Raw genomic sequence first — 24,523 nt, forward strand, 5'->3', positions numbered from 1 at the left:
GGGGAGACCTTTCGCCACGTGATGCTGATCACTGATATCCAACCCTGTGCAATATACTAGGACATCCAAGAGTTTGGAAGACCGAAGGGACGCAGACCCGTGCAGCCACAAGGACGTGACAGTGAGGCCGGCCGTGATGTAACAGGCCCGCCGCCATTCCCCGAAGCCGACCTGATGTACGTCGTGGACCTCCTCCCGGCCGCCGAGCGGGAGCGGTACCTGGACATCCGCGCTTTCCTTCAGGCCACGGTCCGGGCTGCTTCCATTGATTACTGGAACCGCGAGGAATTTCCCTTCGGCCTGCTGGCCGAGATGGGCAAGCGGGGGCTGGGGACATTGCAGACCGATGGCACCTCCAAGCTCTTCAAAGGCCTGATGTACGTTGAAGTGGCCCGGGCGGACGTTTCGCTGTCTGCCCTCGTGGGGATCCATAACGAACTGATCGTGGGCATGATCGACTCGCTGGGATCCGAGGAACAGCAGCAGCGGTGGCTGCCGGGCCTTGCCACGTTCACCCAGCTGGGGGCGTTCGCCCTGACAGAGCCGGAGCACGGCTCGGACATTGCCGGCGGACTGGAGACCTCCGCGCGGCTGGAGGGCGGCGAGTGGGTGATCAACGGCGCAAAGCGCTGGATCGGTGCGGGCACCATTGCGGACTTTGCCCTGGTGTGGGCCCGCGACCAGGCGGACGGCCAGATCAAGGGCTTCATTGTGGAGACCGACCGTCTGGGCTACGTAGCAACGAAGATTGCGAACAAGATCGGCCTGCGGATCATGCAGAACGCCGACATCGTGCTGGACAACGTCAGGATCCCGGCGTCAAACCTGCTGCCGGGCGCCACGGACTTCACCAAGGCCAACGACCTTCTGCGGGATTCCCGGGCATGGGTGGGCTGGCAGGGCGCCGGCATCCAGCTGGCCGCGTTCGACATCGCCCGTGCCTACGCCCTGGAACGGCGGCAGTTCGGCAAGGAACTGGCGCGATTCCAGCTGGTCCAGCAGCAGCTGGCGGAGATCCTGGGCAATGCGTCGGCCTCACTGGCGCTGATGGCCCAGCTGGCCCGGATCCAGACGGACGGCAAACTGGAAATGGCCCAGGCCGCCATGGCCAAGTCCACGTGCACCCGCCTGGCACGCTCCTCGGTGGCCATGGGCAGATCACTGCTGGGCGGCAACGGCATCAGCGCGGACTATGAAATGGGAAAGCTGTTTGGCGACGCCGAAATCCTTTACACCTACGAAGGCAGCTATGAAATCAATTCGCTTATTGTGGGCCGGGCGGTAACTGGCAAATCGGCATTCGTCTGACGGCGTTTCGTTCTGGCAACACGCAGCCTTGGATTTCGCGCAACAAAAAACTGCCCTGGCCATGCTGGGAAGCACGGTCAGGGCAGTTGATCAGAACCTTACAGCGGGCGAATGTTCTCTGCCTGCGGGCCCTTGGGACCTTGGGTCACATCGAATTCGACTTTCTGGTTCTCATCCAGCGAGCGGTAGCCGCTGCTGGCGATTGCGGAGTAGTGCGCGAAAACATCGGCGGATCCGTCGTCCGGAGCGATGAAGCCAAAGCCCTTTTCAGCGTTGAACCATTTAACTGTGCCTGTTGCCATTGCTAACTTCCTTTGTAACCCTTTTCTGGTCCTGCTCGGACGGCAGGCAGATGCGGAGACTGTGGTCCGCTCTCTCAAACCTAGGGGGTGCGCGGTGGCCGTGCAATAGCTGCGGTCATCAACTGTCACTCCTGTTATTGAATAGTCTCTGCATGACGGGCCGTTGCGGACCGCCGAAATCAGCCATAAGCCGGCCTCCGGACTGTCCTGGCCGTGACTGCCGGCTAGCGCATGCCCTCCCGGCGGATGGCCGTTGCGATGGCCGCGGCGCGGGTCTCTACGCCGAGCTTGGCGTAGATATGCGCCAGATGGGTCTTGACCGTGGCTTCGGAGATGAACAGCCTTTGGCCCAGCTCGCGGTTGCTGAGCCCTTCGGTCAGGAGGCTCAGCAGTTCCGCTTCCCGGGGTGTCAGGACTTCGTCGGGGTTGCGGAGCTGCTGGAAGAGCCGGGAGGCTACGGGGGCGCTCATCACGCTTCGGCCCTGGACAGCGCCCCGGATTGCCGCGAAGATTTCGTCCGGAGTTGCGTCTTTGAGGAGGTAGCCCATGGCGCCGGCGTCCACCGCACGGACGATGTCAGCGTCCGAATCGTAGGTGGTGAAAACCAGGATGGCCTGCCGGCTGTTGCGTTGCCGCAGCAGCCGGATGGCCTCGATCCCGTCCATTCCGGCGCCCATGGCCAGATCCATCACCACCACGGCGGGCGCGAGGTGTTCCACGAGGTCCAGGGCTTCCTCGCCGGAGGCGGCTTCAGCCACCACCTCGAGGTCCGGCTGGGTGCCCAGAAGTGCCCGCAGCCCGCTTCGGACCACCAGATGATCGTCCACGAGCAGGACGGTGATACCGGTCATGCGTCGGCCCGGGTTGTCCGGGGCAGGGGCGGCCCGGGCTGCACGGCCGGCACTTGTGCGGCCACAATGGTCCCTTCACCGGGGGTACTTTCCACCGAGAATACTCCGCCCAACTGCTCCACCCGCTGGCGCATGGCCCGCAGCCCGTAGCCTCCGGCGTCCGACGGCGGTGCTGCCGCCGACGGGTCAAACCCGCTGCCGTCGTCGTAGATGTCCAGGGTGACGGAGTCCGGAAGGAAACCCAGCGTCAGGGTGGTGGTGGCGACGCCTGCGTGCTGCTGGATGTTCGCTGCCGCGCTTTGGACCACCCGCAGCAGGGTGTGCCGGACTTCTGCCGGCACCGGGCGCGGTTCGCCGGTGACCTGGAGCTGCATGTGCGGGACGTACTGCGCGGCGGCCAGGTGCAGGGCTTCGGGCAGCGGCGACGTGTCAAGCTTTGGGGAAGCGAGCTCGTGCACCAGGCTGCGGGTCTCGGAAAGGTTCCGCCTCAGCAGTTCGGTGGCCTGGTTAAGCTCCCGGCGGGAACCCGGGCCGGGCCAGGACCGGTCCGCTGCTTCCAGGAGCAGCAGGCTGCTGGCCAGGCCCTGCGTCACAGTGTCGTGGATTTCTCGCGACACCCGCTCGCGTTCGGCGATGGTTCCCGCCCGGCGCTCGCTGGCCGCCAACTGTCCCTGTGCCAGCGATACCTCGGCATGAAGCCGCCGCTCTTCGGCCGCGTCATGCTCGAGCCGGTCATAGATCAGCGTCAGCATTATGCCGACGGCGAGCGGCCCCAGCAGCATCGCGAGGTCTGTCCAACCGCTGAGGCGAATCAGCCCCGCTGCCGTGGCGGCAGCCGTCGCACCTGCCGCCACGTATCCCACAGCACCCGTGAAAGCCGTCCGGCAGAGGAAGAAGATCGCAAACGAACACCATGCAAAGCTGGGTGCCGCAATGACCAGGACTGCCCAGACGGCCACAAAGACCAGCATCCAGACTGCCCAGGGGCGTCCCTGCCGGGCGAGGACAGCGATCACGGCGTACAGAGCGCAGACTGCTCCCGCGAGCCCCAGGACCAGAACATTGTCCTCAAGGCTGTGCCGCATGGCGTAGCGGACAGCCGACGCGACGAGCAGAACCGCGAAGCCCACGTGGACGGCGGTTTGGATCACCTCGAACCGGCCCTGGACTGCGCTGGGCAGGGCAGGTCCGGCAGGCAGCTCCGGTTCAACAGGCAGGGGTTCACGTGGGGATTCTGGGGAGGGCATGTGGTCCGGCTTCGGGTCAGGGGAATGCTCATCCCATGCTATTGCCCGCGCCGTTCCTGGTCTCTCAGTCTTTTGGCTGATACCGCTGGCCGTTCGGGTGACCGGACCACGGCCGAACGCCTGATGCCTGGCACGGCGGGGGCTGGGCAGGATTGAGATGAGGCCGCAGCCGGACCCGGACGACGGTCCTGCCGCGCCACCCAAACCCACAATCAAGGAGAGCCCCGTGAAGAAGACCAACAAGATCGCCGCCGCTGCCGCCGCCGGAGCTTTGCTGCTGACCGGAGGCCTCACCGCCGCGGCCAACGCCGGGACCAGCCAAGGTGCTGCGCAGGCTGCCGTGCCCGCTCCGGCCGCAGTATCCGGCGTCGTTCCCGGCGTCGTTCCCGCCGCCGACATCCCGCAGGCAGCGGCAACAGTGGTGACGCAGAACCGCATCACCGTGGGCGCATCCGCGGACGCCGTCCGGGCAGCCCTCGCCAAATGCCAGGCGGACAAACTGCCGTTCGTCACGGTGGCCCTTGTAGACAGGTTCGGCACGGTCCAGGCCCTCCTGCGGGGAGACAACGCCGCCGAGCACACCATCGAGGCAGCAAAGCAGAAGGCCTATACCGCGGCCGCCTTCGGCGCGCCAACGTCCGAGCTGGCCAAGCGCATCAACGGCACCGGGCCCGGGATCGCGGACCTGCCCGGCACCCTGTTCCTGGCCGGCGGCGTGCCGCTGAAGGTCAACGGTGTATCTGTGGCGGGCATCGGAGTGGGGGGTGCGCCGGACGGCACCCTGGACGAAGCCTGCGCCAACGCCGGCGCCGAGGCAATCGCGGCAGCGGCCGCCGGCTCAGCCAAGTAGGCTCGGCTGCATGAGGTGGTCCGGGCCATGGCGCCAAGCGCGGGAAGCGGCGATTCTTACTCTGGCGGGTGGCATTGTGGTGTTCTTGACAGCGTGCCAGGCGGGCCCCGGTGAGCCGCCGGGGGCGGAGCCGCCGCCGTCCACCGCTCTGGACACCCCCGCTGCCCCCGCACCGCCGCCTCCTGCCCCGACAGCTCCGCCCGCTTCCAACCCGCCACCGCCGCTGTCCGCCGATGCCCGGGCACAGCTGGACCAGGAGCTGATCGCCGCAGCGAAAGCGAACAACGCGGCGCTGGTGCGCGAGCTCATCGGCCGGGGCGGCAATGTAAATGCGAAGGACGCCCTTCAGGACTCGGCGTTCCTCTACGCCGGAGCCGAGGGGTTCAACGAGGTGCTCCAGCTGACACTGGCAGCCGGCGCTGACGTCGCCAGCACCAACCGCTACGGCGGTACGGCGCTGATCCCGGCCAGCGAACACGGCCACGGAGAGACGGTCCGCATCCTCCTGGCCGCCGGTGTACCGGTCAACCACGTGAATAACCTTGGCTGGACCGCCATGCAGGAGGCCATCCTGCTCAACAACGGCGGGCCCAGGCAGCAGGACGTAGTGCGGCTGCTCCTCGACGCCGGCGCGGACCCCGATATCCGCGATCCTGAGGGCCGGACCGCACTGGAGAACGCCGAGCGTCTGGGCTTTGTGGAGATCGCCGACCTGATCCGGGCCCGCTAGCCGAGGTGGTGGGTTCATCGGTTGCTCCGTAACGGCCCTTTTGACTGCTCAAAACGGCCACTACGGAGCAACCGATGGTGGTGGGCTCACACGGCTTCGAGCACGCTGACGTAGTTGGCGATGCCCACGCCGCCCATGTTCTGCACCGCCGCGCGCCGGGCGCGGCCCAGCTGCATGTCGCCGGCGGTGCCGGTGAGCTGCATGGCGGCGATGACGTGCTGCGATACGCCGGTGGCGCCCACGGGGTGGCCCTTGGCCTTGAGCCCGCCGGAGACGTTGACGGGCAGCTTGCCGTCCTTGAAGACCCAGCCTTCGGTCACGGCACGGGAACCCTGGCCAGGTTCAGTCAGGCCCATGGCCTCGTACATCAGCAGTTCGGCGATGGTGAAGCAGTCGTGGACTTCGGCGAAGTCCAGGTCGTCAAGCCCGACGCCGGCCATCGCCAGGGCGCGCTGCCAGGACATGCGCGTGGCCGCGAACGCCGTGGGATCCCGGCGTTCGGCAGGGAAGAAGTCGTTGGCGTGACCGAACCCGGCCAGCCGCACCGGCGCAGTCACCCCGCCCGTTGGCGAGGCGGAAAGCACAACGGCGGCGGCGCCGTCGGACACGGGGGAGCAGTCGGTGCGGCGCAGCGGATCGGCCACCATGGGGTTTTTGTCCGAGACGGTGCGGCAGAAGTCCTCGCCGAGGTCCTTGCGAAGCTGGGCGTAGGGGTTGTCCACGCCGTTACGGTGGTTCTTCGCCGCGATTGTCCCCAGCACATCCGACACTGAGCCATAGCGCTTCTGGTAGTGCTTCGCGACGTCGGCGAACAGGCCCGTGAAACCGGTGGTGGAGGTCTGGCCGGCCATGTCGTAATCAGCGCCGAGGAGGGCGGCGCCCACCACGTCGGCCCCGGCGTGCGTCATCTTCTCCGCGCCGATTACCAGGACGGTCTTCGCGGTGCCGGCCAGCAGGGATTTGGTGCCCTGCTGGAAGGCAGCCGAACCGGAAGCGCACGCGTTTTCCACGCGGGTGGCGGCGACGTTGGCCAGGTCCGGGGAGACCTGCAGGGCCAGGGAGGACGGGAACGCCAGCGGCATCATGCCGGAGTTGAACTGGCCCAGGTAGATTTCGTCGATCCGGCCGGCCTCGATGCCGGCGTTGCTGATGGCCTCGGTGGCCACCTGGACGATCAGGGATTCGAGGGTCTCGTCCGTCAGTTTGCCGAACCGGCTGTGGCCCCAGCCGGTGAGCAGGACATCCTTGCCGAACTGTTTCTGCAGGCTCATGCCGTGGCTCCTTCCAGTTCAAGGGCAACGTCGAATGCCGCTTCCGTCTTGTCGCGGATCTCGGCCACCGTGACGCCCGGCGCGAGGCGGGTCAGCGTGAGCTGGCGTGCGCCGCCGTCGTTCTTCACAACATCGAAGACCGCGAGGTCACTGATGATCCGGTCCACACAACTCAGCCCGGTGAGCGGCAGGGTGCACTCGGTGACAATCTTGGGCGTGCCGTCCTTGGCATTGTGCTCAGTCAGAACCACCACGCGCGGCGTGCCGGCCACCAGGTCCATGGCGCCGCCCATGCCCTTGACCATCTTGCCGGGAATGGTCCAGTTGGCGAGGTCGCCGTTGCCGGAAACCTGCATGGCACCCAGGATGGCGACCTTGACGTGGCCGCCGCGGATCATGCCGAAGGACGTGGCGGAGTCGAAGATGCTGCCGCCGTCGAGCACGGTGACGGTCTGCTTGCCGGCATTGATGAGGTCGGCGTCTTCCTCGCCTTCATACGGGAAGGGGCCCATGCCCAGCAGGCCGTTTTCGCTCTGCAGGACCACGCGGATGCCCTCGGGCAGGTTATTGGCCACCAGTGTGGGGATGCCGATGCCCAGGTTCACATAGTCGCCGTCGTTCAGTTCCTCGGCCGCGATGGCAGCCATTTCATCCCTGGTCCAGGCCATGGGGTTCTCCTTAGGTAGATTCAGGGGGTTATGCAGATGCGAGTTCGGCGCGGGGCCGGACGGTGCGCTGCTCGATATCCTTCACTCGGTCAGTTGCCTGCACCAGGTGCTGGACGAACACGCCCGGGGTGACAATGTGGTTGGGGTCGAGTTCACCGGGCGCCACGATGATTTCCGCTTCGGCGATGGTGACGGCGCCCGCTGTGGCCACCACCGGGTTGAAGTTCCGGGCGGTGTAGCGGTAGATCAGGTTCCCGTCCGTGTCGGCAGTGTGCGCATGAACCAGTGCGACGTCGGCGCGGATGGCGCGCTCCTGGACGTACGTTCCGCCGTCGAACTCTGCCAGCGGCTTGCCTTCAGCAACCAGTGTGCCCACGCCGGTTTTGGTGTAGAACGCGGGGATGCCGGCGCCGCCGGCGCGGAGGCGCTCCGCCAAGGTGCCCTGCGGGGTGAACTCCACCTCGAGTTTTCCGGCGAGGTACTGCTCGGCGAAGAGCTTGTTTTCCCCGACGTAGGAGGCGATGACCTTGCGGACCTGGCCGGCTTCGATCAGGATGCCCAGGCCTTTGCCGTCCACCCCCATGTTGTTGGAAACGACGGTTAGGTCGCGCACGCCGGCATCGCGGACAGCCTCGATCAGGTCTGCCGGGATGCCGCTCAGGCCGAAACCGCCCACGGCGAGCGTCATGCCGTCCCGGAGCAGGTCCTCCAAAGCGGCTGCGGCGTTGGATCTAAGTTTGGACATTCCATCTCCTCGTCATCGAGCGGTCAGAGCGCCTCAGTGATATCCACTTTGTGGACAATGGGCCTGATCCAGGAGCCTATGGTGGCGCCCGAACTCGGTCAACGGCGCAATCCGCCCAATAGCGCTGTTCTTTCACAGCGTGGACGCTAGGCTTTAGAGTGTCCACATTGTGGAGGAATTCTTTTACAGGAGGCCTGTATGGCACATCCAGTCCAAGGCACGCAGGTGGTGGGCCGCGTGGCTTCGCTGCTGCGGCTCGTTGGCCGGAGGCCTGAGGGCAGCTCCCTCGCGGGATTGGTGCGGGAGTCCGGACTGACCCGGCCCACCGTCCACCGGCTCCTGGCCTCCCTCGCCGCCGAAGGCCTCCTGGATCACGATGCCAAAAGCGGCAACTGGATCCTTGGCCCGGAGATCTTCCTGCTGGGATCCGTGGCGGCGGCCCGCTTTCCCTTTGAGGACATCGCCCGGCCTGGCCTGCGCCGCCTGGCCGAGGAAACCGGGGAGAGCGCCTTCTACTCCATCCGCCGGGGCCACGAAACGGTCTGTGTGCTGCGCGAGGAGGGCAGTTTCCCGGTACGGTCCTTCGTCCTGCATGAGGGCGTCCGTTTTCCGCTCGGCGTGGCCTCAGCCGGGACGGCGATCATGGCCTTCCTGCCGGACGACGAACAGGAGGACATCCTGTCCAGCTGGGAGCAGCACGCAGGAGCCTTTACTGCCGGCCACCGCAAGGACCTTGTCCGCAGCAACCTCGAACGGACCCGGCTGCACGGCTATGCCGTTAATCCGGGGCTTGTCCTGGAGGGCAGCTGGGGGATGGGGGCTGCCGTGTTCGACCAGCTGGGGCGGCCGGTGGGGGCCCTTTCCCTCACCGGCATCGAGCCTCGGTTCCGCCCGGAGCGGCAGGAACTTCTCGGCAAACTCCTCATGGAGGAAGCTCACCGGATGAGCGCCAGGCTGCCGGCGGAGCGGGCTGCCCGGCAGACCTGAACCCCGTCATCCCGGCCAGGACGCACCGGCCCGGCGCCCCCTAGAAATTAGTAGGAAGTCCGAGTAGATTCGGGTTCAGGGACGACCCCCACATGCAAAGGAGCATTCGATGGTGCACGAGCTTTCACACTACGTCGGCGGCCAGCGGATCGACGGCACGTCCGGGCGGTTCAGCGATGTCTACGATCCCTGTACGGGCCAGGTGCAGGCCAGGGTACCGCTGGCCAGCAAGGAAGAAGTGGCCAATGCGGTGGCCACCGCCGAGAAGGGCCAGCTGGAATGGGCGGCCATGAACCCGCAGCGGCGGGGCCGGATCCTGCTCAAATTTGTGGATCTGGTCAACGAGAACATGGACGAGCTCGCCACCCTGCTGTCCTCCGAGCACGGCAAGACCTTCCCCGATGCCAAGGGCGATATCCAGCGCGGCATCGAAGTGGTGGAGTTTTCCGCCAACGCCCCGCACCTGCTCAAGGGTGAATTCTCGGACGACGCCGGCACTGGCATCGATGTCCACTCACTCCGCCAGCCCCTCGGCGTCGTCGCGGGCATCACCCCGTTCAACTTCCCGGCCATGATCCCGCTGTGGAAGTCCGGTCCGGCGCTCGCCGCGGGAAATGCGTTTATCCTCAAGCCCTCCGAACGCGACCCGTCCGTGCCCCTGCGGCTCGCCGAGCTCTACAGCCAGGCCGGTGTTCCGGACGGCGTCTTCAACGTGGTCAACGGGGACAAGGAAGCCGTGGACGCACTCCTTGAAGACCCGCGGGTAAAGGCCATCGGCTTTGTGGGCTCCACCCCGATCGCCCAATACATCTACGCCACGGCGGCCGCGTACGGCAAGCGCGCGCAGTGCTTCGGCGGCGCGAAGAATCACATGGTGATCATGCCCGACGCCGATCTCGAGATGGCTGCCGACGCCCTGATCGGTGCCGGGTACGGTTCCGCCGGGGAACGCTGCATGGCCATCTCCGTTGCCGTTCCCGTGGGCCAGGAGACCGCCGACGCCCTGGTGGCCAAGCTGACCCAGCGCGTCAAAGCTCTCAAGGTGGGCCACAGCCTGGACAAGGAATCCGACTTCGGGCCGGTGGTGGCAGCCTCCGCCAAGGACAGGATCGAGGGCTACATCCAGGCCGGCGTGGACGAGGGCGCCACGCTGGTGGCCGACGGCCGCGGCCTCACCGTGGACGGCTACGACGGCGGCTTCTGGGTGGGCCCAACGCTCTTCGACAACGTCACCAAGGACATGAAGATCTACAAGGAAGAAATCTTCGGCCCGGTCCTCAGTGTCCTCCGCGCCGCCGACTACGACGAGGCGCTGAGGCTCTGCTCCGAGCACGAGTTCGGCAACGGCGTCGCGATCTTCACCCGGGACGGGGACGCTGCCCGCGACTTTGCCAGCCGGGTGGAAGTGGGGATGGTGGGCATCAACGTCCCCATTCCGGTGCCCATCGCGTATTACACCTTTGGCGGCTGGAAGGCCTCCGGCTTCGGGGACCTCAACCAGCATGGCGCCGATGCGTTCCGTTTCTACACCAAGACCAAAACGGTCACCACCCGTTGGCCCTCCGGCATCCGCCAGGGCGCCAGCTTCGTGATGCCGGCCGGCAGCTGATGACTGATTTTCCGGGATCGGAGCAGGCACCCGAGGTCCTGTTTGAACGCCGCGGACACCTGGGCGTCATCACCCTGAACAGGCCGAAGGCCGTCAACGCGCTGAACGCCGGCATGGTGGCAGCCGTGCTGGAGCAGCTCACTACCTGGGCCCAGGATGACGCCGTGGCCACCGTCCTGGTCCGCGGCGCAGGGGACCGTGGCCTGTGCGCCGGCGGTGACATCGTGGCCATCTACCAGGACCTACTGGCGGGAGGCAGCGCCACAGCGGAGTTCTGGACCACCGAGTACCGGCTGAACGCGCTCATTTCCCGTTACCCCAAACCGTACGTGGCTTTTATGGACGGCCTGGTGCTGGGCGGCGGCGTAGGAATTTCCGCGCACGGCTCCCTCCGCGTCGTCACGGAGCGGACCCGCACCGGGATGCCGGAAACCACCATCGGTTTTGTGCCCGACGTCGGCGGGACCCTTCTGCTGTCCCGCGCGCCAGGGGAGTCCGGCACGCATGCGGCGCTCACCGGCGCCCACTTGAGCGGGGCCGACGCCCTGTTCCTCGGGCTCGCGGACCACTTTGTGCCGTCCGGCAGCCTCCCGGCGCTCGCCGAAGCGCTGGAAAGCGCGACGGCGGCAGACGCCGTCGGGCGCTTCGCGGAGGATCCGCCGGCCTCGGCCCTTGCGGAACGGCGGGAATGGATCGATGCTGCCTATGCCTCCTACGACGCGGAGGAGATTGTCCGCCGGCTCCGCGCCGCGGGCGGGGAAGCGGCGGACGCTGCAGCCACCATCGAGGCGAAGTCGCCCACCGCCGTGAAGCTCACGCTTGCCTCCCTGCGGCGCGTGCGCGGCTTCTCGCTGGAGGAAACGCTGGCGCAGGAATACCGGGTGGGGCTGCGCTCCCTGGCGGGGCCGGACTTCCGCGAAGGCATCCGTGCCCAGGTGGTGGACAAGGACCGCAACCCGCACTGGAAGCCCGCGACCCTCGCTGAAGTGACCGCGGCCGACGTCGAACACTACTTCGCGCCCCTGGGCGACCGTGAGCTCCAACTTCACACTAAGGAGTCCGACCATGTCTGACAGAGCAGCTTCCGGCACCATCGCCTTCCTTGGCCTGGGCCATATGGGCGGTCCCATGGCGGCCAACCTGATCAAGGCCGGGCACGGCGTGGCGGGCTACGATCCGGTGCCCGCGGCCGTGGAGGCGGCGAAAGCACACGGCATCCCGATGGCTGCTTCCGCGGCGGAAGCGGTGACCGGCGCCGCCATTGTGCTCACCATGCTGCCCAGCGGACAGCACGTCCTGGACGCCTACCGCGGCGTGGACGGGGCGCCCGGCCTGCTGTCAGTGGCCGCACCGGACACCATGTTCCTCGACTGCTCCACCATCAATGTTGACGAGGCCCGCGAGGCCGCTGCGATCGCCTTGGAGGCCGGGCACCGCTCCGTTGACGCACCCGTTTCCGGCGGTGTGGTGGGGGCCGAAGCGGGCACCCTGACATTTATGGTGGGTGCCCTGCCGGAAGACTTCGAAACCGTGAAACCCGTCCTGGAGCTGATGGGAAAGCGCGTTGTCCATTGCGGGGACCACGGCGCCGGGCAGGCCGCGAAGGTCTGCAACAACATGATCCTGGGTGTGTCCATGATCGCCGTCAGTGAGGCTTTTGTGCTTGGCGAGAAGCTCGGCCTGACGCACCAGGCACTGTTCGACGTCGCCGCCAATGCCTCCGGCCAATGCTGGGCGCTGACCACCAACTGTCCCGTTCCCGGGCCCGTACCAACCAGCCCGGCCAACCGCGACTACCAGCCCGGGTTCGCCGGCGCGCTGATGGCCAAGGACCTGCGGCTCGCCCTGAACGCCCTGGAAAGCACCGGCGTGGCGGCACAGATGGGGCCGCTGGCGTCCAGGATTTATGACGAGTTCGCCGCAGGGGGCGGGGCAGGACGCGATTTCTCGGGCATCATCACGGATATCAGGGACAAGTCAGCCACGTAGCGTTGCACGTGGACAACTTTTTCACTCACACACTAAGGGGCACGGCTTGGCGCAGCACTACGAAAACATTCTTGTGGAACAACGTGGCCGGGTGGGGCTGGTGACCCTCAACCGGCCACAGGCGCTCAACGCCCTGAACAAGGCCACCATGGAGGAGGTTGTAGCCGCCACCACCGCCATGGACGCCGACCCCGCCGTGGGTGCCGTGGTGATCACCGGCTCGGAGAAGGCCTTCGCAGCGGGCGCGGACATCAAGGAAATGTCCGCCAAAGGCTACGTGGAGATGTACGCGGCGGACTGGTTCCGGGGGTGGGAAAGCCTGACCCGGCTGCGGATCCCGGTGGTGGCTGCGGTATCCGGGTTCGCCTTGGGCGGCGGCTGTGAACTCGCGATGATGTGCGATGTCATCATCGCCGGCGACAACGCCAAATTCGGCCAGCCGGAGATCAACCTCGGCGTCATCCCGGGCATGGGCGGGTCCCAGCGCCTGACCCGCGCGGTAGGCAAAGCCAAGGCAATGGACATGGTCCTCACCGGTCGCATGATGGATGCCGCCGAGGCCGAACGCGCGGGACTGGTTTCACGGGTGGTCCCGGCGGCATCGGTGGTGGAGGAAGCACTGAAGGCTGCCGAAGTGATCGCGTCCAAGTCCAAGCCCGCCGCCATGCTGGCCAAGGAAGCCGTGAACGCCGCCTTCGAGCTGGGCCTCGCGCAGGGCGTCCTGTTCGAACGCCGGATGTTCCACTCGCTGTTCGCCACGGAGGACCAGAAGGAAGGCATGGCCGCGTTCAGCGAAAAGCGCCAGCCGGAGTTCAACCACCGCTAACCAACCATCCATTGCTCCGTAACGGCCGTTTTGGACGCTCAGAACGGCCGTTACGGAGCAATCGATCAGTCCGTGAAGTCGCCGGCGGCTTTGCGGAAATCGCCCAGGACCCGGAGCAGGTGCTCCACGTCCTCGTCGGCGAAACCGGACTTGCCGAACACCTCGGTGTTGAGCGCCGCCGTCGAGCGTTTCGCCAGGGTGCGGCCCTCGGCGGTGAGCTCAATCAGGGTGGTCCGGCCGTCGGTGGGGTGCGGGGAGCGGGCCACCAGGCCCGCCTGTTCGAGGCGGTCGACGGCGTTTGTCACCGAGGTGGGATGCACCTGGAGCAGTGCGCTTGCCTTGTTCATGGGCAGCGCGCCGCTGCGGGCGAAGCTCAGCAGCGCCAGCAGCTCGTAGCGGGCGAACGTCAGCCCGAACGGCTTGAGGACCGCCTCGATCCGGGCGAGCAGGATCTGCTGGGTGCGCATGATGGCCGTGATGGCAGCCATGGGCGCAGCGACGTCTCCCCAGCCGTGGCGTTCCCAGTTCTGCCGTGCCTCGGCGATGGGATCGCGGGGGAGCGGAGTGCCCACGGTGCCTCCTGACATTGCCGGGCCAACAGCCCGCGTGATGATCTCACCAGCAATATACTAGGACTTCCAAGGGTATGGAAGGTGGTGCGCTGCGGCCTACTTCCACCAGGTGTCGAAGATGGTGACCGGGACGGTGCGCTTGTGCCGGGTCCGGAGGTACTTCTGCTCGATCAGCTGGGCGGCGGCTTCCGGGATGTCCCGGCCTTCGAGGTAGTCGTCGATCTGGTCGTAGCTGACGCCGAGTTCATCCTCGTCCGTGCGTCCCGGCTTGTCATCCAGGAGGTCCGCTGTGGGCACCTTCTCCCAGACGCGGGCGGGCGCACCAAGCTCGGCCAGGAGCTCGCGGTTCTGGCGCTTGTTCAGGCCGAACAGCGGCAGGATGTCCGCGCCGCCGTCGCCGAATTTTGTAAAGAACCCGGTGACGGACTCCGCGCCGTGGTCCGTGCCGATCACCAGGTAGTTGTGCTCGCCGGCCAGGGCGTACTGCGCGATCATCCTCGTCCGGGCCTTGGTATTCCCCTTGTGGAAATCGGAAATCCCGTTTCCAACAGTCTTCTCGAACTCGTTCTCGAAGCCGTCCACCGCAGCGGAAATGTTGAACGTCCACTCGGTCTTGGCCTGGATGAAGTCCAGGGCGGCCTGCGCATCGTCTTCGTCATGCTGGACCCCATAGGGGAGCCGGACGGCCACAAAGTTAGCCTCCACACCCTCCGCCTCGAGCTCCTCCACGGCCAGCTGGGCCAGGCGCCCGGCAAGCGAGGAGTCCAGCCCGCCCGAGATGCCCAGGACGAAGCCCTTCGTCTGGGTGGCCCGGAGATACTCCTTCAGGAAATCAACGCGCCTGCGCACCTCCCCGCGCGGATCGATCCGGGGCTGCACGCCCATTTCTTCGATGATGGTGGCCTGGAGTTCGCGCATGTGATCCAGCCTAGTCAGCGCTGTCAACAACGCTCAACTGTGTCCCTTGTGAGGGGACGTGTCGCCGGGAAGAGCTACGACGCCGCCGGCGCCGGCCCGGTGGAGCCGCGGACGGTGAGGTGCGTAGGCATCAGGGAGCGGCTGCGGCTGCCCCCGCCGGCCAGCGGGTTGAGCTGGGCCAGCAGCATGGATACGGCCACGCGGCCGGCCTGCTCGATCGGCGAGGCCATGGTGGTCAGCGGAGGATTGCAGAAGTCAGCGCCGAAGATGTCGTCGCAGCCCACCACGCTCATGTCCTCCGGTACCCGGATACCGCGTTCGCGCAGGCGCTGGAGCATTCCAATGGCAATCAGGTCGTTGAAGGCGATGCAGGCGGTCACGCCGGAGTGCACGGCGGCGTCGGCGGCGGCAGCGCCGGACTGCGTCTTGGGGGCGAAGGGACCGAGCCGGCGGACATCCACGCCGCGTTCCTCGGCGGCGGCCGCCAGGGCAGTCCAGCGAAGCGTGCTGGACTGGGAGGTGAGCGGCCCTGCCATATAGGCGATGTGCGTGTGGCCCAGCGAAATCAGGTGGTCCAGGGCCTGGCTGGTGGCCGAGGGCGTGTCGATGACCACGGCGGGTACGCCGGCCACATCCCGGTTGATGGTGACGATCGGAATCTTCGCGGCCGCGGCCAGGAGTGCGTCGTCGCTGAGCCTGGACGCGGTGACGATGATGCCGTCGGCGCTTTTTCGCAGCTGCTCCATGCTGCTGGCTTCAACTTCATCCGACTCCTCCGTGTCCACCAGCAGCTGCGTGTAGCCGGCCGCCTTGAGCTGCAGCTGGGTGCCCCGGATCAGGTCGAAGTAGAACGGGTTGGTGATATCAGGGACCAGGACGCCCACTGCGCCCGTGCGCCCGGAACTCAGGGCTTTCGCCTGGCTGTTTGGTGTGTAGTTCAGCTGGGCGGCCGCCGCTTCGATGCGCGCACGGGTGCGGACGTTGACCCTGTCGGGGGTGGACAGTGCACGCGACACCGTGGACGCAGCCACCCCGCACATGGCGGCAATGTCGTGGATGGTGGCAGGACGGTCTGTTCCGGCTGCTTGCATCGCCATGGCGTTCCTCTCTGAACGGGACAATGAGGGCACTGTGACGATAACCACAGCCCTGATGCTCCTAGATTGCCACAAGATGTCAACATTTGGCAATCGGTTGTCATCATTTCCCAACATGTCTAGACTGAGTGCAGAACTTTGTGAAGCAAGTCACCCGCGCACCGGAGCGGCACCCAGGCTGTCCGGTTGCGGGCAAACCTAAGGAGATCCCTGTGACCACAACGGCAAACGAAGCAACCAGGACTGTTTGGCAGCTCTCAGGATTCGGCGACGAAGTGGATCCGGATCCGGCTGTCCAGGCTGCCGTCATGCTGGCTCTTGGCGCCAGCTACATCGAAGTCCGCAGCGCGTGGGGCGTCAACGTCTCCGAACTGACCCCCGGACAGGTTGCCGAACTCAAGGGCATCCTCGACGCGAAGGGCCTGAAAGTCTCGGCTGTGGCAAGCCCGATTGGCAAGGTGGACATCAGCCTGCCGGTCGAGCACGAGGTGGAGCGCCTGCGCCAGATCATCTCCGTGGCCAAGGGACTGGATACCAAGTACATCCGTATTTTCTCCTTCTACAGGAGTGAAGCCCAGACTCCCGAAGAAATCCGCGACGACGTCATCACCCGCATGCGGGCACTGGCCGCTGAAGCCGAAAGCGCCGGCGTCGTCCTCCTGCACGAGAACGAAAAGGATATCTACGGGGATACGCCCCAGCGCGTTTTGGACATCATGGAATCTGTTGATTCCCCCGCACTGCGCGTTGCGTGGGACAACGCAAACTTCGTCCAGGTGGGCGTCCGGCCGTACACCGAGGGCTACGCCATGCTCCGCCCATACCTCGAGTACCTCCAGGTCAAGGACGCCATCATGGCCACAGGCGAGGTTGTGCCCTCCGGGGAGGGTGACGGCGAACTCGACGCCACCATCGCCGCGCTGAAGGCGGACGGCTACGCAGGCTTCGCATCCTTGGAACCCCACCTTGCCAGCCATCATGAGCTTGGCGGCTTCTCCGGGCCGGTTGCCTTCGGCACCGCCGCCCGGGCGTTCGCATCGCTCGCTGCCAAGAACGGGATCGAGCTTTCGTGACCGGCCTGAAGGCCGCGGTCATTGGCTGCGGCGACGTTTCGGCTGTCCACTTCGAGGCGATCGCGAAACTCGACGGCGCGCGGCTGGCCGGCGTCTGTGACCCGGACCCCGGGCGCCTTGCCGCCGCCGTAGCAGCCTACGGTGTTCCGGGATTCGCGGACCACCACAGCCTCATCGAGGCCATCGGTCCCGACGTTGTGCATATCACCACGCCGCACAACACGCATGCCGCAATTGCCGCGGACTGCCTCGAGCGGGGCGTCAATGTGATTGTGGAAAAGCCGCTGGCGCACACGCTAGAGGAGGGCCGCCGGCTGGTGGAGGCCGCGAAGCTGAGCAGCGCCAAGATTGCTGTCTGCTTCCAGAACCGCTACAACGCCACGGCCCAGGCCATGCATGCGCTGCTGTCCACCGGCGAGCTGGGTGCGGTGGTGGGAGCTTCGGCCACCGTGATGTGGCACCGCGATGCTGACTACTACCGCAGCCGGCCCTGGCGCGGCACGTGGGAAGGCGGTGGCGGCGGGCTCATGATGAACCAGGCCATCCACACCGTGGACCTGCTGCAGTGGCTGGTGGGCGACGTTGTGTCGGTGTCCGGCCATGCGGCCACCCGGTTCCTGGGCGAAACGATTGAGGTGGAGGACACCGCGGAATTCGTGGCAGAGCACGCCAGCGGGGTCCGCAGTGCTTTTTATGCCACGTTGGCCAATGCCGTCAATGCGCCGGTGACGTTGGACATCGTGACCGAGAAAGCCACGCTCAGCCTGCGCGGAGACCTGACAGTAGCGCATGCGGACGGCCGCGTGGACGTAGTGCCCGAACGTGTGGTGGAATCCGGCGGACGCGCCTATTGGGGCGTCTCGCACGAGCTGCTTATCAGCGACTTCTATGCCCGGCTCGGTGAACCCGGGCCCTTCTGGATAGACCCGGAAGAGGCGGAGAAATCGCTGCGGATCGTCAAGGATATCTACCGACAGAGCTACCCCGAGGCGCTGGCGCAGGTCTCCTGAAGTTAGCGGGCAACCGGTTGTAGCTGTTTGAACGTTTCATTTGCGGCTCTTGGATTTTAAAGTTGCAACAAAAATGACAATCGGTTGCCAAAGTTGGCAATCATGCGTACTCTGAATCTCGCAAGGTCGGTGTGGCCCGCGCCACACCGACCGGATTCGTATCTCTCACGTTCCACAGATTCAGGAGCCAACAATGAAGTTAGGTCCCAAAGCGGCAGCAGCCGCTCTTATCGTCAGCTCGGCAATGGCGCTGACAGCCTGCGGCGGGGGTGCCCCCGCCGGCGCGGGTGCCACAGCCAAAACAGCCTCGCTGACACTGGGTGCAGTTCAGGAACTCCGCTCCTGGGACCCGGCACAGGCCCACGTGGGCCACTACCTCCAGCCGTACCAGGCTGCCTACGACTCGCTGCTCCTGCGCCAGCCGGACGGCAAGCTCAGCCCCATGCTTGCCACCGAGTGGAAGTACAACGACACCAACACCAAGCTCACGTTGGACCTCCGCACGGATGTGACCTTCAGCGATGGCGCCAAGTTCGACGCCGAAGCGGCCAAGGCCAACCTGGACCACTTCAAGAAGGCCAACGGCCCGCAGATGGCCCAGCTGACCGCCGTCGCCGACGTCGCAGTGGTGGACGCCGACACCATCGAACTGAACCTGAGCGCCCCGGACCCGTCCCTGGAGTTCTACCTCAGCCAGGCCGCCGGCCTGATGGGCAGCCCCAAGGCACTCGGAACTGAAGCCATCAAGACCGAGCCCGTCGGCTCAGGCCCCTACGTGATGGACAAGGCCGCCACCGTCAAGGACTCCCAGTCCGTGTTCACCGCCCGCGAAGGCTACTGGAACAAGGACCTCCAGAAGTTCGAGAAGGTCACCTTCAAGATCCTGACTGACCTGACCGCGCGCACCAATGCCCTCGTGTCAGGCCAGGTGGACGCCACGCTGCTGGATCCCAAGACGGGCAAGCAGGCCGAGGGCGCCAAAATGACCCTTACCGCGAACCAGGTGGACTGGCAGGGACTGCTCCTGATGGACCGCGACGGTGCCAAGAACACACCGCTCGGCAACGTCAAGGTCCGTCAGGCCATCAACTACGCGTTTGACCGCAAAACCATCCTGGACCAGGTCCTGCTGGGCCAGGGCACACCCACCTCGCAGCCTTTCGGCAAGGAGAGCGGCGCCTGGGTTGAGGAGCTCGAAAACAAGTACCCGTACGATCCCGCGAAGGCCAAGGCCCTGCTGAAGGAAGCCGGCTACGAAACCGGAGTCACGCTCGAGGTCCCGTCCGTTCCCGGCTTTGAAACGCAGATCGCCGTGGTCAAGCAGCAGCTGGCCGACATCGGCATCACGCTGAACGTTGGCTCCGCGATCACAAATACCTTCACGTCCGACGTGGCTGCGCAGAAGTTCACCACCATGTACTTCTCGCTCTTCCAGGGTGAGCCGTGGGTTGCCATCAACCAGATCGTTTCCACCAAGGCGCTGTACAACGCCTTCAAGAACACCACCCCTGACCTGCAGGCAAAGATTGACGCTGTCCAGACCGGCGGTGCCGATGCAGCAAAGCTGGCCCGGGAAGTCAACAAGTACGTTGTCGACGAGGCCTGGTTCGCACCGCTGTTCCGGGTGAACCAGATGTACTACCACAACTCCAAGATCACCGTGACGCCGCAGGTCCAGCAGGCCGTTCCGTCGATCTACAACTACGCGCCCGCCAAGTAATCCAGGGCCCGTAGTCAAACAAAACAACTGCACAGGTCCGGCAGGCCACCATCGACGGTGGGCTGCCGGACCGGGCACCCAATCCATTCCAGTTCAATGGAGCCAGCAATGATCCCCTTCATCCTTAAACGCCTCGGCAGCGGCGTAGTCGTCCTGCTTGCCGTCTCGATCCTTACCTTTTCCCTGCTCTACGTATCGAGCGGCAGCATCGCCCGGAACATCCTGGGCGACCAGGCAACACCGGAGCAGCTGGCCGTCAAGGAAGCCGAGCTGGGGCTCGATCAGCCCATTATCACCCGCTACTTCAGCTGGCTTACCAGCGCACTGGGCGGAGACCTGGGTGCCTCCTGGTTCACGTCCGAACCCGTTGCCAACGCCCTCGCCACCCGTATTCCCGTGACCATGACCATGGTGGTTGTGGCTATGATCTTCATTTCCATCATCGCTACCCTCATTGGTGTCGCCGCAGCCGTCAAACGCGGCTGGGTGGACCGAGTGGTCCAGATCGGTGCCATCATCGGCGACTCGATCCCCGGGTTCGTCATCGGCATCATCCTTGTCACCATTTTGGCCATCCAGATGGGCCTTTTCCCCGCCACGAGCACCATTTCGCCAGGCGTGGGTGCGGATGCGTGGGTTCTCTCCCTGACCCTTCCGGTGATCGCCCTGCTCATCAACGGTGTCACCGGCGGTGCGCAGCAGATCCGCAGCGCATTCATCAAGCAGCTCGAACGTGATTACGTCCGCACCCTCCGCAGCCGCGGCATTGGTGAACGGGAAGTGCTCTTCAAGCACGTCCTGCGCAGTGCGGCGCCCGCCGGGCTCACCGTGCTCAGCCTTCAGCTGATTGGCATGCTCGGCGGGGTTGTCATCCTCGAGTCCATCTTTGCCCTTCCGGGCATGGGGCCCATGGCCGTAACGGCCACCATCCAAAGCGATCAGCCGGTGGTTATGGGCGTCGTTATGTACACCGTCGCCGTTGTGATCGTGGTCAACCTCATTGTTGACATGCTCAACGGCTGGCTTAACCCGAAGGTGCGTGTCTCGTGACCGAGTCCGTCGAAACCTCAGCCCTGACACCGGCGCCCGGCACCCCCGCTCCCGGGAGCCCCGTTCCCGGACAATCCGGCCAGAGCGGCAAAGTGGTCCGGTCAACAGTCCTCCGGCGCCTCTTCAAAAACCCGCTTGGCATCATCGCCATCGTTATTCTGGCGGCCTTGGCCGTCATGGCCGTCTTCGCCGATGCCCTGGCACCGTTTGACGAGAACTTCGCGAACATCTCCAAGACCCTGGCGGCGCCCGACGCCGTCAACATCCTCGGCACGGACAGCTCCGGGCGCGACGTCTGGAGCCGGCTGTTGTTCGGCGCGCAGCTGACGCTGCTCTCAGCGTTGCTCTGCGCCGCCGTCGCCATTGTGATCGGCCTTCCTGCCGGCCTCGTGGCAGGCTACTACGCCGGGAAATTTGAGGCCGTGGCCAACTGGATTGTTGGCATCCTCATGAGCCTCCCCGGCCTGATCGTGCTGATGACCATCCGCTCGGCCTACGGTCCGTCCGTGTGGATCGCCATGATCGCGTTCGGGGTCCTGATCAGCCCCTCCTACTTCCGGCTGGTGCGCTCTGCGGTCCAGTCGGTCCGCAACGAGCTCTACGTTGACGCGGCACGCGTCTCGGGACTGTCCGACCTGCGCATCATCACGCGCCACATCTTCTCGGTGGTCCGGGCTCCGATCATCATCCAGACCGCAGCCATCACCGGTGTTGCCATTGCCATCCAGTCCGCCCTGGAGTTCCTGGGCCTGGGTGATCCGGCCAAGGCAACCTGGGGTGTGATGCTCAGTGAAGGCTTCAAGAACGTCTACCTCACGCCGTCGCTGCTGTTCTGGCCCGCCTTTGCCATGGCACTGGCCATCGGTTCCCTTGTCCTGCTGGGCAACGCCATCCGCGACGCCCTGGAAGACGGCGAGAAGATCAAGCACCGCCGGAAGAAGGCCCATGCGGCGCAGGATGCGGCCGCCGCCAGCGCTGCCAAGGCAGCACGCAAGACCATTGCCGCCGTCGAGGCCGGAACCGAACACCACCTGGTCAAGGTGACCAACCTCGGCGTGGGCTATCCCCAGGCGGACGGTTCCATCAAGAAGGTTGTCGACGACGTTTCCTTCCACGTGGACCGCGGCGAAATCCTGGGCATTGTGGGCGAGTCCGGTTCCGGTAAGTCCCAGACTGCGTTCTCCATCCTGGGCCTGCTGCCGGACACTGCGCGCATTGTGGCCGGTGCCATCCAGTTCGACGGCAGCTACACCGTGGCGCCCGGCGAGGACAAAGTGAACCAGGACCGGCTGTCCAAGCTGCGCGGCAAGCGGATTTCCTACATCCCGCAGGAACCCATGAGCAACCTGGACCCGGCGTTCACCATCGGCTACCAGCTCGTGACCCCCATGGTGCGGGTCCTGGGAATCTCCAAGGCCGAAGCCACCGCCCGGGCCATGAAGCTCCTCGCCGACGTCGGAATCGTCAATCCGGAACGGACCTTCAAGGCCTACCCCCACGAGGTTTCCGGCGGCATGGCCCAGCGTGTACTGATCGCCGGTGCCATCAGCTGTGAACCGGACCTCATCATTGCCGACGAGCCCACCACCGCCCTGGATGTCACCGTGCAGGCCGATGTCCTGGACCTGATCCGCGACCTCCAGCGCCGTCTCGGCGTGGGCGTCATCATGGTGACCCACAACTTCGGCGTGGTGGCCGACCTCTGCGACCGCGTCGTGGTCATGCAGAACGGCCGCCTCGTGGAGGAAGGCCCCGTGCGGGAGATCCTGCGCAACCCGAAGGAAAGCTACACCCAGACACTGCTGGCTTCCATGCTCGAAGGCAAGGAACCGATGACCATGCTGGTGCCCTCTACCGTAAAGGAGAACGTACTGTGACCGAGACTGCAGCCTTGAACGCCGCGGAATCAGCCCCGGCACGGGACGGACTCCTCCGCGTGGAAAACCTGGTGGTGGACTACGCGGGCAAGGGTTTCCGGGCGAAAAAGTTCCGGGCGCTCACCGACATCAACATCAGCATCGGCCAGGGGGAGACCCTGGGCCTGGTGGGGGAGTCCGGCTCCGGCAAGACCACACTGGGCCGTGCGGTGCTTGGCCTTGCGCCGGTAAGCGGCGGAAAGATCACCTTCGAAGGCCAGGACATCAGCCACGCCACCCGGAAGCAGCGCCGCATCCTCAGCCGGGACATGCAGGTGGTCTTCCAGGACCCCTACACGTCCCTGAACCCGGCCCTGGAAATCGGCGACATCCTCGCCGAACCCTTGGGCGTGCAGGGCATGGAGGCCTCGGCCGCCAAGAAGCGCGTGAAGGAGCTCCTGGACCAGGTGGGGCTCCCCTCCGACGCACTCCACCGGCTGCCCCGTGAGTTCAGCGGCGGCCAGCGCCAGCGCGTAGCGATCGCCCGCGCTCTGGCGCTCTCTCCCAAACTCATCGTCTGCGACGAGCCGGTCAGCGCACTGGACCTCTCCACCCAGGCGCGGGTCCTGGATCTCTTCCTGCAGATCCAGAGAGACACAGGTGTTTCCTACCTGTTTGTCTCCCATGACCTTGACGTCGTCCGCCACATCAGCCACCGTGTGGCTGTGATGTACCGTGGAGAAATCGTGGAGCAGGGGCCGGCTGAGGTTGTCACACGCGACCCCGAGCACCCCTATACCCAGCGTTTGCTCCTTGCCTCCCCGGTGCCGGATCCGGACCGCCAGGAGAAGCGCCGTGCCGACCGCCACCGCCTGCTGGAAGAGCAGCGGCAGCAGGCCGAACAGGCTGGCGTCCCCGCCTAGGGACCGCACCAGAACCAACCCAACCGCAACAACAACGGAGGAATATCGTGGCCAAAATTGGCGTACAGGCAATGATGCTGAGGGAAAGCTTCACCGAGATCGGGGCGTTCGAAACGCTCCGCAAGGTCAGCGACATCGGCTACAACGCCGTCGAGATCTCCCAGATCCCGATGACGCCGGAGAACGTGGCTGAGCTGGATCGTTCCCGCACCGAGCTGGGCATGGACATCGCAGCACTTTCCGTGGCCATGGAGACCCCTAAAGGCCGGCCCGGCGATTCACTGGCGGAGCACTTCGACAAGATCGTCGAGGACGCCAAGAGCCTGGACTCGAAGCTGCTGCGGATCGGCATGCTGCCGTTCGAGGCAATGACGTCCATCGGTGCTGTGATTGACTTCGCCAAGAAGGCCAACGAATACGCCGAGCGTCTTCAGGAGCAGGGCCTGAGCCTGTACTACCACAACCACCACATCGAGTTCGCGAAGTTCGACGGCAAGTACATGCTGGACATCATCGCCGAAAATTCCCCGGCCATGGGCATGGAAATCGACGTGCACTGGGTGCAGCGCGGTGGCCTCGACCCCGTCCGCACGCTCGAAAAGTACGCCGGCCGCACCGCCATGGTTCACCTGAAGGACTACCGGATCGGCCAAATGCCGGAGTCGGCCATGGGACTGCTGGACGCGGGCGACTTCGTGGGTTTCATGACCGAGTTCAAGAACGTTGTCCAGTTCGCCGAAGTGGGAGAAGGCAACCTGGACTTCGCCTCCATCATTCCGGCCGCCCAGGCTGCCGGCGCCGAGTACCTGCTGGTAGAGCAGGACGAACTCTACGGCCGCACGGTCTGGGAAGCCCTGCAGACCTCCTACGACAACCTCATCGCACTGGGCCAGTCCGAACTCTTCTAACCTCTGATCCCGG

General features: G+C 65.5%; 24 protein-coding genes. 15 read left to right on the forward strand and 9 right to left on the reverse strand.

From position 1 onward, the window contains the following. The first annotated feature begins 174 nt into the window (after positions 1–174). Positions 175–1,308 (forward strand): acyl-CoA dehydrogenase family protein, encoded by a 1,134-nt coding sequence (locus tag IDT60_RS02235; RefSeq protein WP_191081789.1) that lies wholly within the window; start codon positions 175–177, stop codon positions 1,306–1,308. A 98-nt stretch (positions 1,309–1,406) separates the two neighbouring features. Here IDT60_RS02235 and IDT60_RS02240 read toward each other — a convergent pair whose 3' ends face one another. The 3 genes from IDT60_RS02240 to IDT60_RS02250 all read right to left on the reverse strand — a co-directional run bounded on the left by IDT60_RS02240 (position 1,407) and on the right by IDT60_RS02250 (position 3,708). Then, the gene (locus tag IDT60_RS02240; RefSeq protein WP_013599688.1) at positions 1,407–1,610 is read right to left on the reverse strand and encodes a cold-shock protein; all 204 of its coding nucleotides are present in this window, start codon (positions 1,608–1,610) and stop codon (positions 1,407–1,409) included. Positions 1,611–1,834: 224 nt separating this feature from the next. Next, on the reverse strand, positions 1,835–2,461 hold the full coding sequence (locus IDT60_RS02245) for a response regulator transcription factor (protein WP_191080724.1): 627 nt from the start codon (positions 2,459–2,461) through the stop codon (positions 1,835–1,837). After that, positions 2,458–3,708: a sensor histidine kinase gene (locus IDT60_RS02250; protein ID WP_191080725.1), complete on the reverse strand. Its 1,251-nt coding sequence runs from the start codon at positions 3,706–3,708 to the stop codon at positions 2,458–2,460. The genes IDT60_RS02245 and IDT60_RS02250 overlap by 4 nt, the downstream gene beginning before the upstream one ends. A 226-nt stretch (positions 3,709–3,934) precedes the next feature. Here IDT60_RS02250 and IDT60_RS02255 point away from each other — a divergent pair, with 226 nt between their 5' ends. Both IDT60_RS02255 and IDT60_RS02260 read left to right on the forward strand, forming a co-directional pair. After that, positions 3,935–4,558: a heme-binding protein gene (locus IDT60_RS02255; RefSeq protein WP_191080726.1), complete on the forward strand. Its 624-nt coding sequence runs from the start codon at positions 3,935–3,937 to the stop codon at positions 4,556–4,558. 76 nt (positions 4,559–4,634) lie between these two features. Continuing rightward, the gene (locus tag IDT60_RS02260; RefSeq protein ID WP_370590715.1) at positions 4,635–5,288 is read left to right on the forward strand and encodes an ankyrin repeat domain-containing protein; all 654 of its coding nucleotides are present in this window, start codon (positions 4,635–4,637) and stop codon (positions 5,286–5,288) included. A gap of 86 nt (positions 5,289–5,374) precedes the next feature. Here IDT60_RS02260 and IDT60_RS02265 read toward each other — a convergent pair whose 3' ends face one another. From IDT60_RS02265 to IDT60_RS02275, 3 genes are read right to left on the reverse strand one after another with little or no spacing between them, the layout of a single operon-like run. Next, complete coding sequence (locus IDT60_RS02265; protein ID WP_191080727.1) at positions 5,375–6,559, reverse strand: acetyl-CoA acetyltransferase; 1,185 nt, start codon at positions 6,557–6,559, stop codon at positions 5,375–5,377. Beyond that, positions 6,556–7,227 (reverse strand): CoA transferase subunit B, encoded by a 672-nt coding sequence (locus IDT60_RS02270; protein WP_191080728.1) that lies wholly within the window; start codon positions 7,225–7,227, stop codon positions 6,556–6,558. The genes IDT60_RS02265 and IDT60_RS02270 overlap by 4 nt, the downstream gene beginning before the upstream one ends. Before the next feature lie 28 nt (positions 7,228–7,255). Beyond that, entirely contained in the window at positions 7,256–7,972 is a 717-nt protein-coding gene (locus IDT60_RS02275) for a CoA transferase subunit A (protein WP_191080729.1), read from the reverse strand. A gap of 198 nt (positions 7,973–8,170) precedes the next feature. Between IDT60_RS02275 and IDT60_RS02280 the strand changes: the two genes are divergently transcribed. The 5 genes from IDT60_RS02280 to IDT60_RS02300 all read left to right on the forward strand — a co-directional run bounded on the left by IDT60_RS02280 (position 8,171) and on the right by IDT60_RS02300 (position 13,383). After that, positions 8,171–8,959 carry an IclR family transcriptional regulator gene (locus tag IDT60_RS02280; protein ID WP_191080730.1) on the forward strand — a complete coding sequence of 263 codons (789 nt, stop codon included), beginning with the start codon at positions 8,171–8,173 and terminating at the stop codon, positions 8,957–8,959. A gap of 109 nt (positions 8,960–9,068) precedes the next feature. Beyond that, positions 9,069–10,568: a CoA-acylating methylmalonate-semialdehyde dehydrogenase gene (locus IDT60_RS02285; protein WP_191080731.1), complete on the forward strand. Its 1,500-nt coding sequence runs from the start codon at positions 9,069–9,071 to the stop codon at positions 10,566–10,568. After that, positions 10,568–11,641 carry an enoyl-CoA hydratase/isomerase family protein gene (locus IDT60_RS02290; RefSeq protein WP_191080732.1) on the forward strand — a complete coding sequence of 358 codons (1,074 nt, stop codon included), beginning with the start codon at positions 10,568–10,570 and terminating at the stop codon, positions 11,639–11,641. The genes IDT60_RS02285 and IDT60_RS02290 overlap by 1 nt, the downstream gene beginning before the upstream one ends. Further along, positions 11,634–12,557, forward strand: a complete 924-nt coding sequence (gene mmsB, locus IDT60_RS02295) for a 3-hydroxyisobutyrate dehydrogenase (protein WP_164202619.1) — start codon at positions 11,634–11,636, stop codon at positions 12,555–12,557. The genes IDT60_RS02290 and mmsB overlap by 8 nt, the downstream gene beginning before the upstream one ends. A gap of 46 nt (positions 12,558–12,603) precedes the next feature. Beyond that, complete coding sequence (locus IDT60_RS02300) at positions 12,604–13,383, forward strand: enoyl-CoA hydratase (protein ID WP_223883849.1); 780 nt, start codon at positions 12,604–12,606, stop codon at positions 13,381–13,383. A gap of 65 nt (positions 13,384–13,448) precedes the next feature. Here the strand turns inward: IDT60_RS02300 and IDT60_RS02305 are convergent, their stop codons facing one another. From IDT60_RS02305 to IDT60_RS02315, 3 genes are all read right to left on the reverse strand, one after another. Next, entirely contained in the window at positions 13,449–13,955 is a 507-nt protein-coding gene (locus IDT60_RS02305; RefSeq protein ID WP_164202615.1) for a MarR family winged helix-turn-helix transcriptional regulator, read from the reverse strand. A 96-nt stretch (positions 13,956–14,051) separates the two neighbouring features. Continuing rightward, positions 14,052–14,873: an ammonia-dependent NAD(+) synthetase gene (gene nadE, locus IDT60_RS02310; RefSeq protein WP_191080734.1), complete on the reverse strand. Its 822-nt coding sequence runs from the start codon at positions 14,871–14,873 to the stop codon at positions 14,052–14,054. 74 nt (positions 14,874–14,947) lie between these two features. Next, complete coding sequence (locus tag IDT60_RS02315) at positions 14,948–15,964, reverse strand: LacI family DNA-binding transcriptional regulator (RefSeq protein ID WP_164206502.1); 1,017 nt, start codon at positions 15,962–15,964, stop codon at positions 14,948–14,950. Between the two features lie 218 nt (positions 15,965–16,182). Between IDT60_RS02315 and IDT60_RS02320 the strand changes: the two genes are divergently transcribed. The 7 genes from IDT60_RS02320 to IDT60_RS02350 all read left to right on the forward strand — a co-directional run bounded on the left by IDT60_RS02320 (position 16,183) and on the right by IDT60_RS02350 (position 24,510). Next, positions 16,183–17,043, forward strand: coding sequence for a sugar phosphate isomerase/epimerase (locus IDT60_RS02320; RefSeq protein WP_223883850.1), 861 nt, complete (start codon positions 16,183–16,185; stop codon positions 17,041–17,043). Continuing rightward, complete coding sequence (locus IDT60_RS02325; protein WP_191080735.1) at positions 17,040–18,053, forward strand: Gfo/Idh/MocA family protein; 1,014 nt, start codon at positions 17,040–17,042, stop codon at positions 18,051–18,053. Before IDT60_RS02320 ends, IDT60_RS02325 begins: the two co-directional genes overlap by 4 nt. 193 nt (positions 18,054–18,246) lie before the next feature. Continuing rightward, the gene (locus IDT60_RS02330; protein ID WP_191080736.1) at positions 18,247–19,773 is read left to right on the forward strand and encodes an ABC transporter substrate-binding protein; all 1,527 of its coding nucleotides are present in this window, start codon (positions 18,247–18,249) and stop codon (positions 19,771–19,773) included. 108 nt (positions 19,774–19,881) lie between these two features. Further along, positions 19,882–20,823 (forward strand): ABC transporter permease, encoded by a 942-nt coding sequence (locus IDT60_RS02335; RefSeq protein WP_191080737.1) that lies wholly within the window; start codon positions 19,882–19,884, stop codon positions 20,821–20,823. Beyond that, a complete protein-coding gene (locus IDT60_RS02340; protein WP_191080738.1) occupies positions 20,820–22,700 on the forward strand; it encodes a dipeptide/oligopeptide/nickel ABC transporter permease/ATP-binding protein in 1,881 nt (626 codons plus the stop codon). The genes IDT60_RS02335 and IDT60_RS02340 overlap by 4 nt, the downstream gene beginning before the upstream one ends. Continuing rightward, a complete protein-coding gene (locus tag IDT60_RS02345; RefSeq protein ID WP_305072149.1) occupies positions 22,697–23,602 on the forward strand; it encodes an ATP-binding cassette domain-containing protein in 906 nt (301 codons plus the stop codon). The genes IDT60_RS02340 and IDT60_RS02345 overlap by 4 nt, the downstream gene beginning before the upstream one ends. Positions 23,603–23,649: 47 nt before the next feature. Continuing rightward, entirely contained in the window at positions 23,650–24,510 is an 861-nt protein-coding gene (locus IDT60_RS02350; RefSeq protein ID WP_223883851.1) for a sugar phosphate isomerase/epimerase, read from the forward strand. Positions 24,511–24,523: the final 13 nt, after the last annotated feature.

Source organism: Pseudarthrobacter sp. BIM B-2242 (assembly GCF_014764445.1).
GTDB lineage: Bacteria > Actinomycetota > Actinomycetes > Actinomycetales > Micrococcaceae > Arthrobacter > Arthrobacter luteus_A.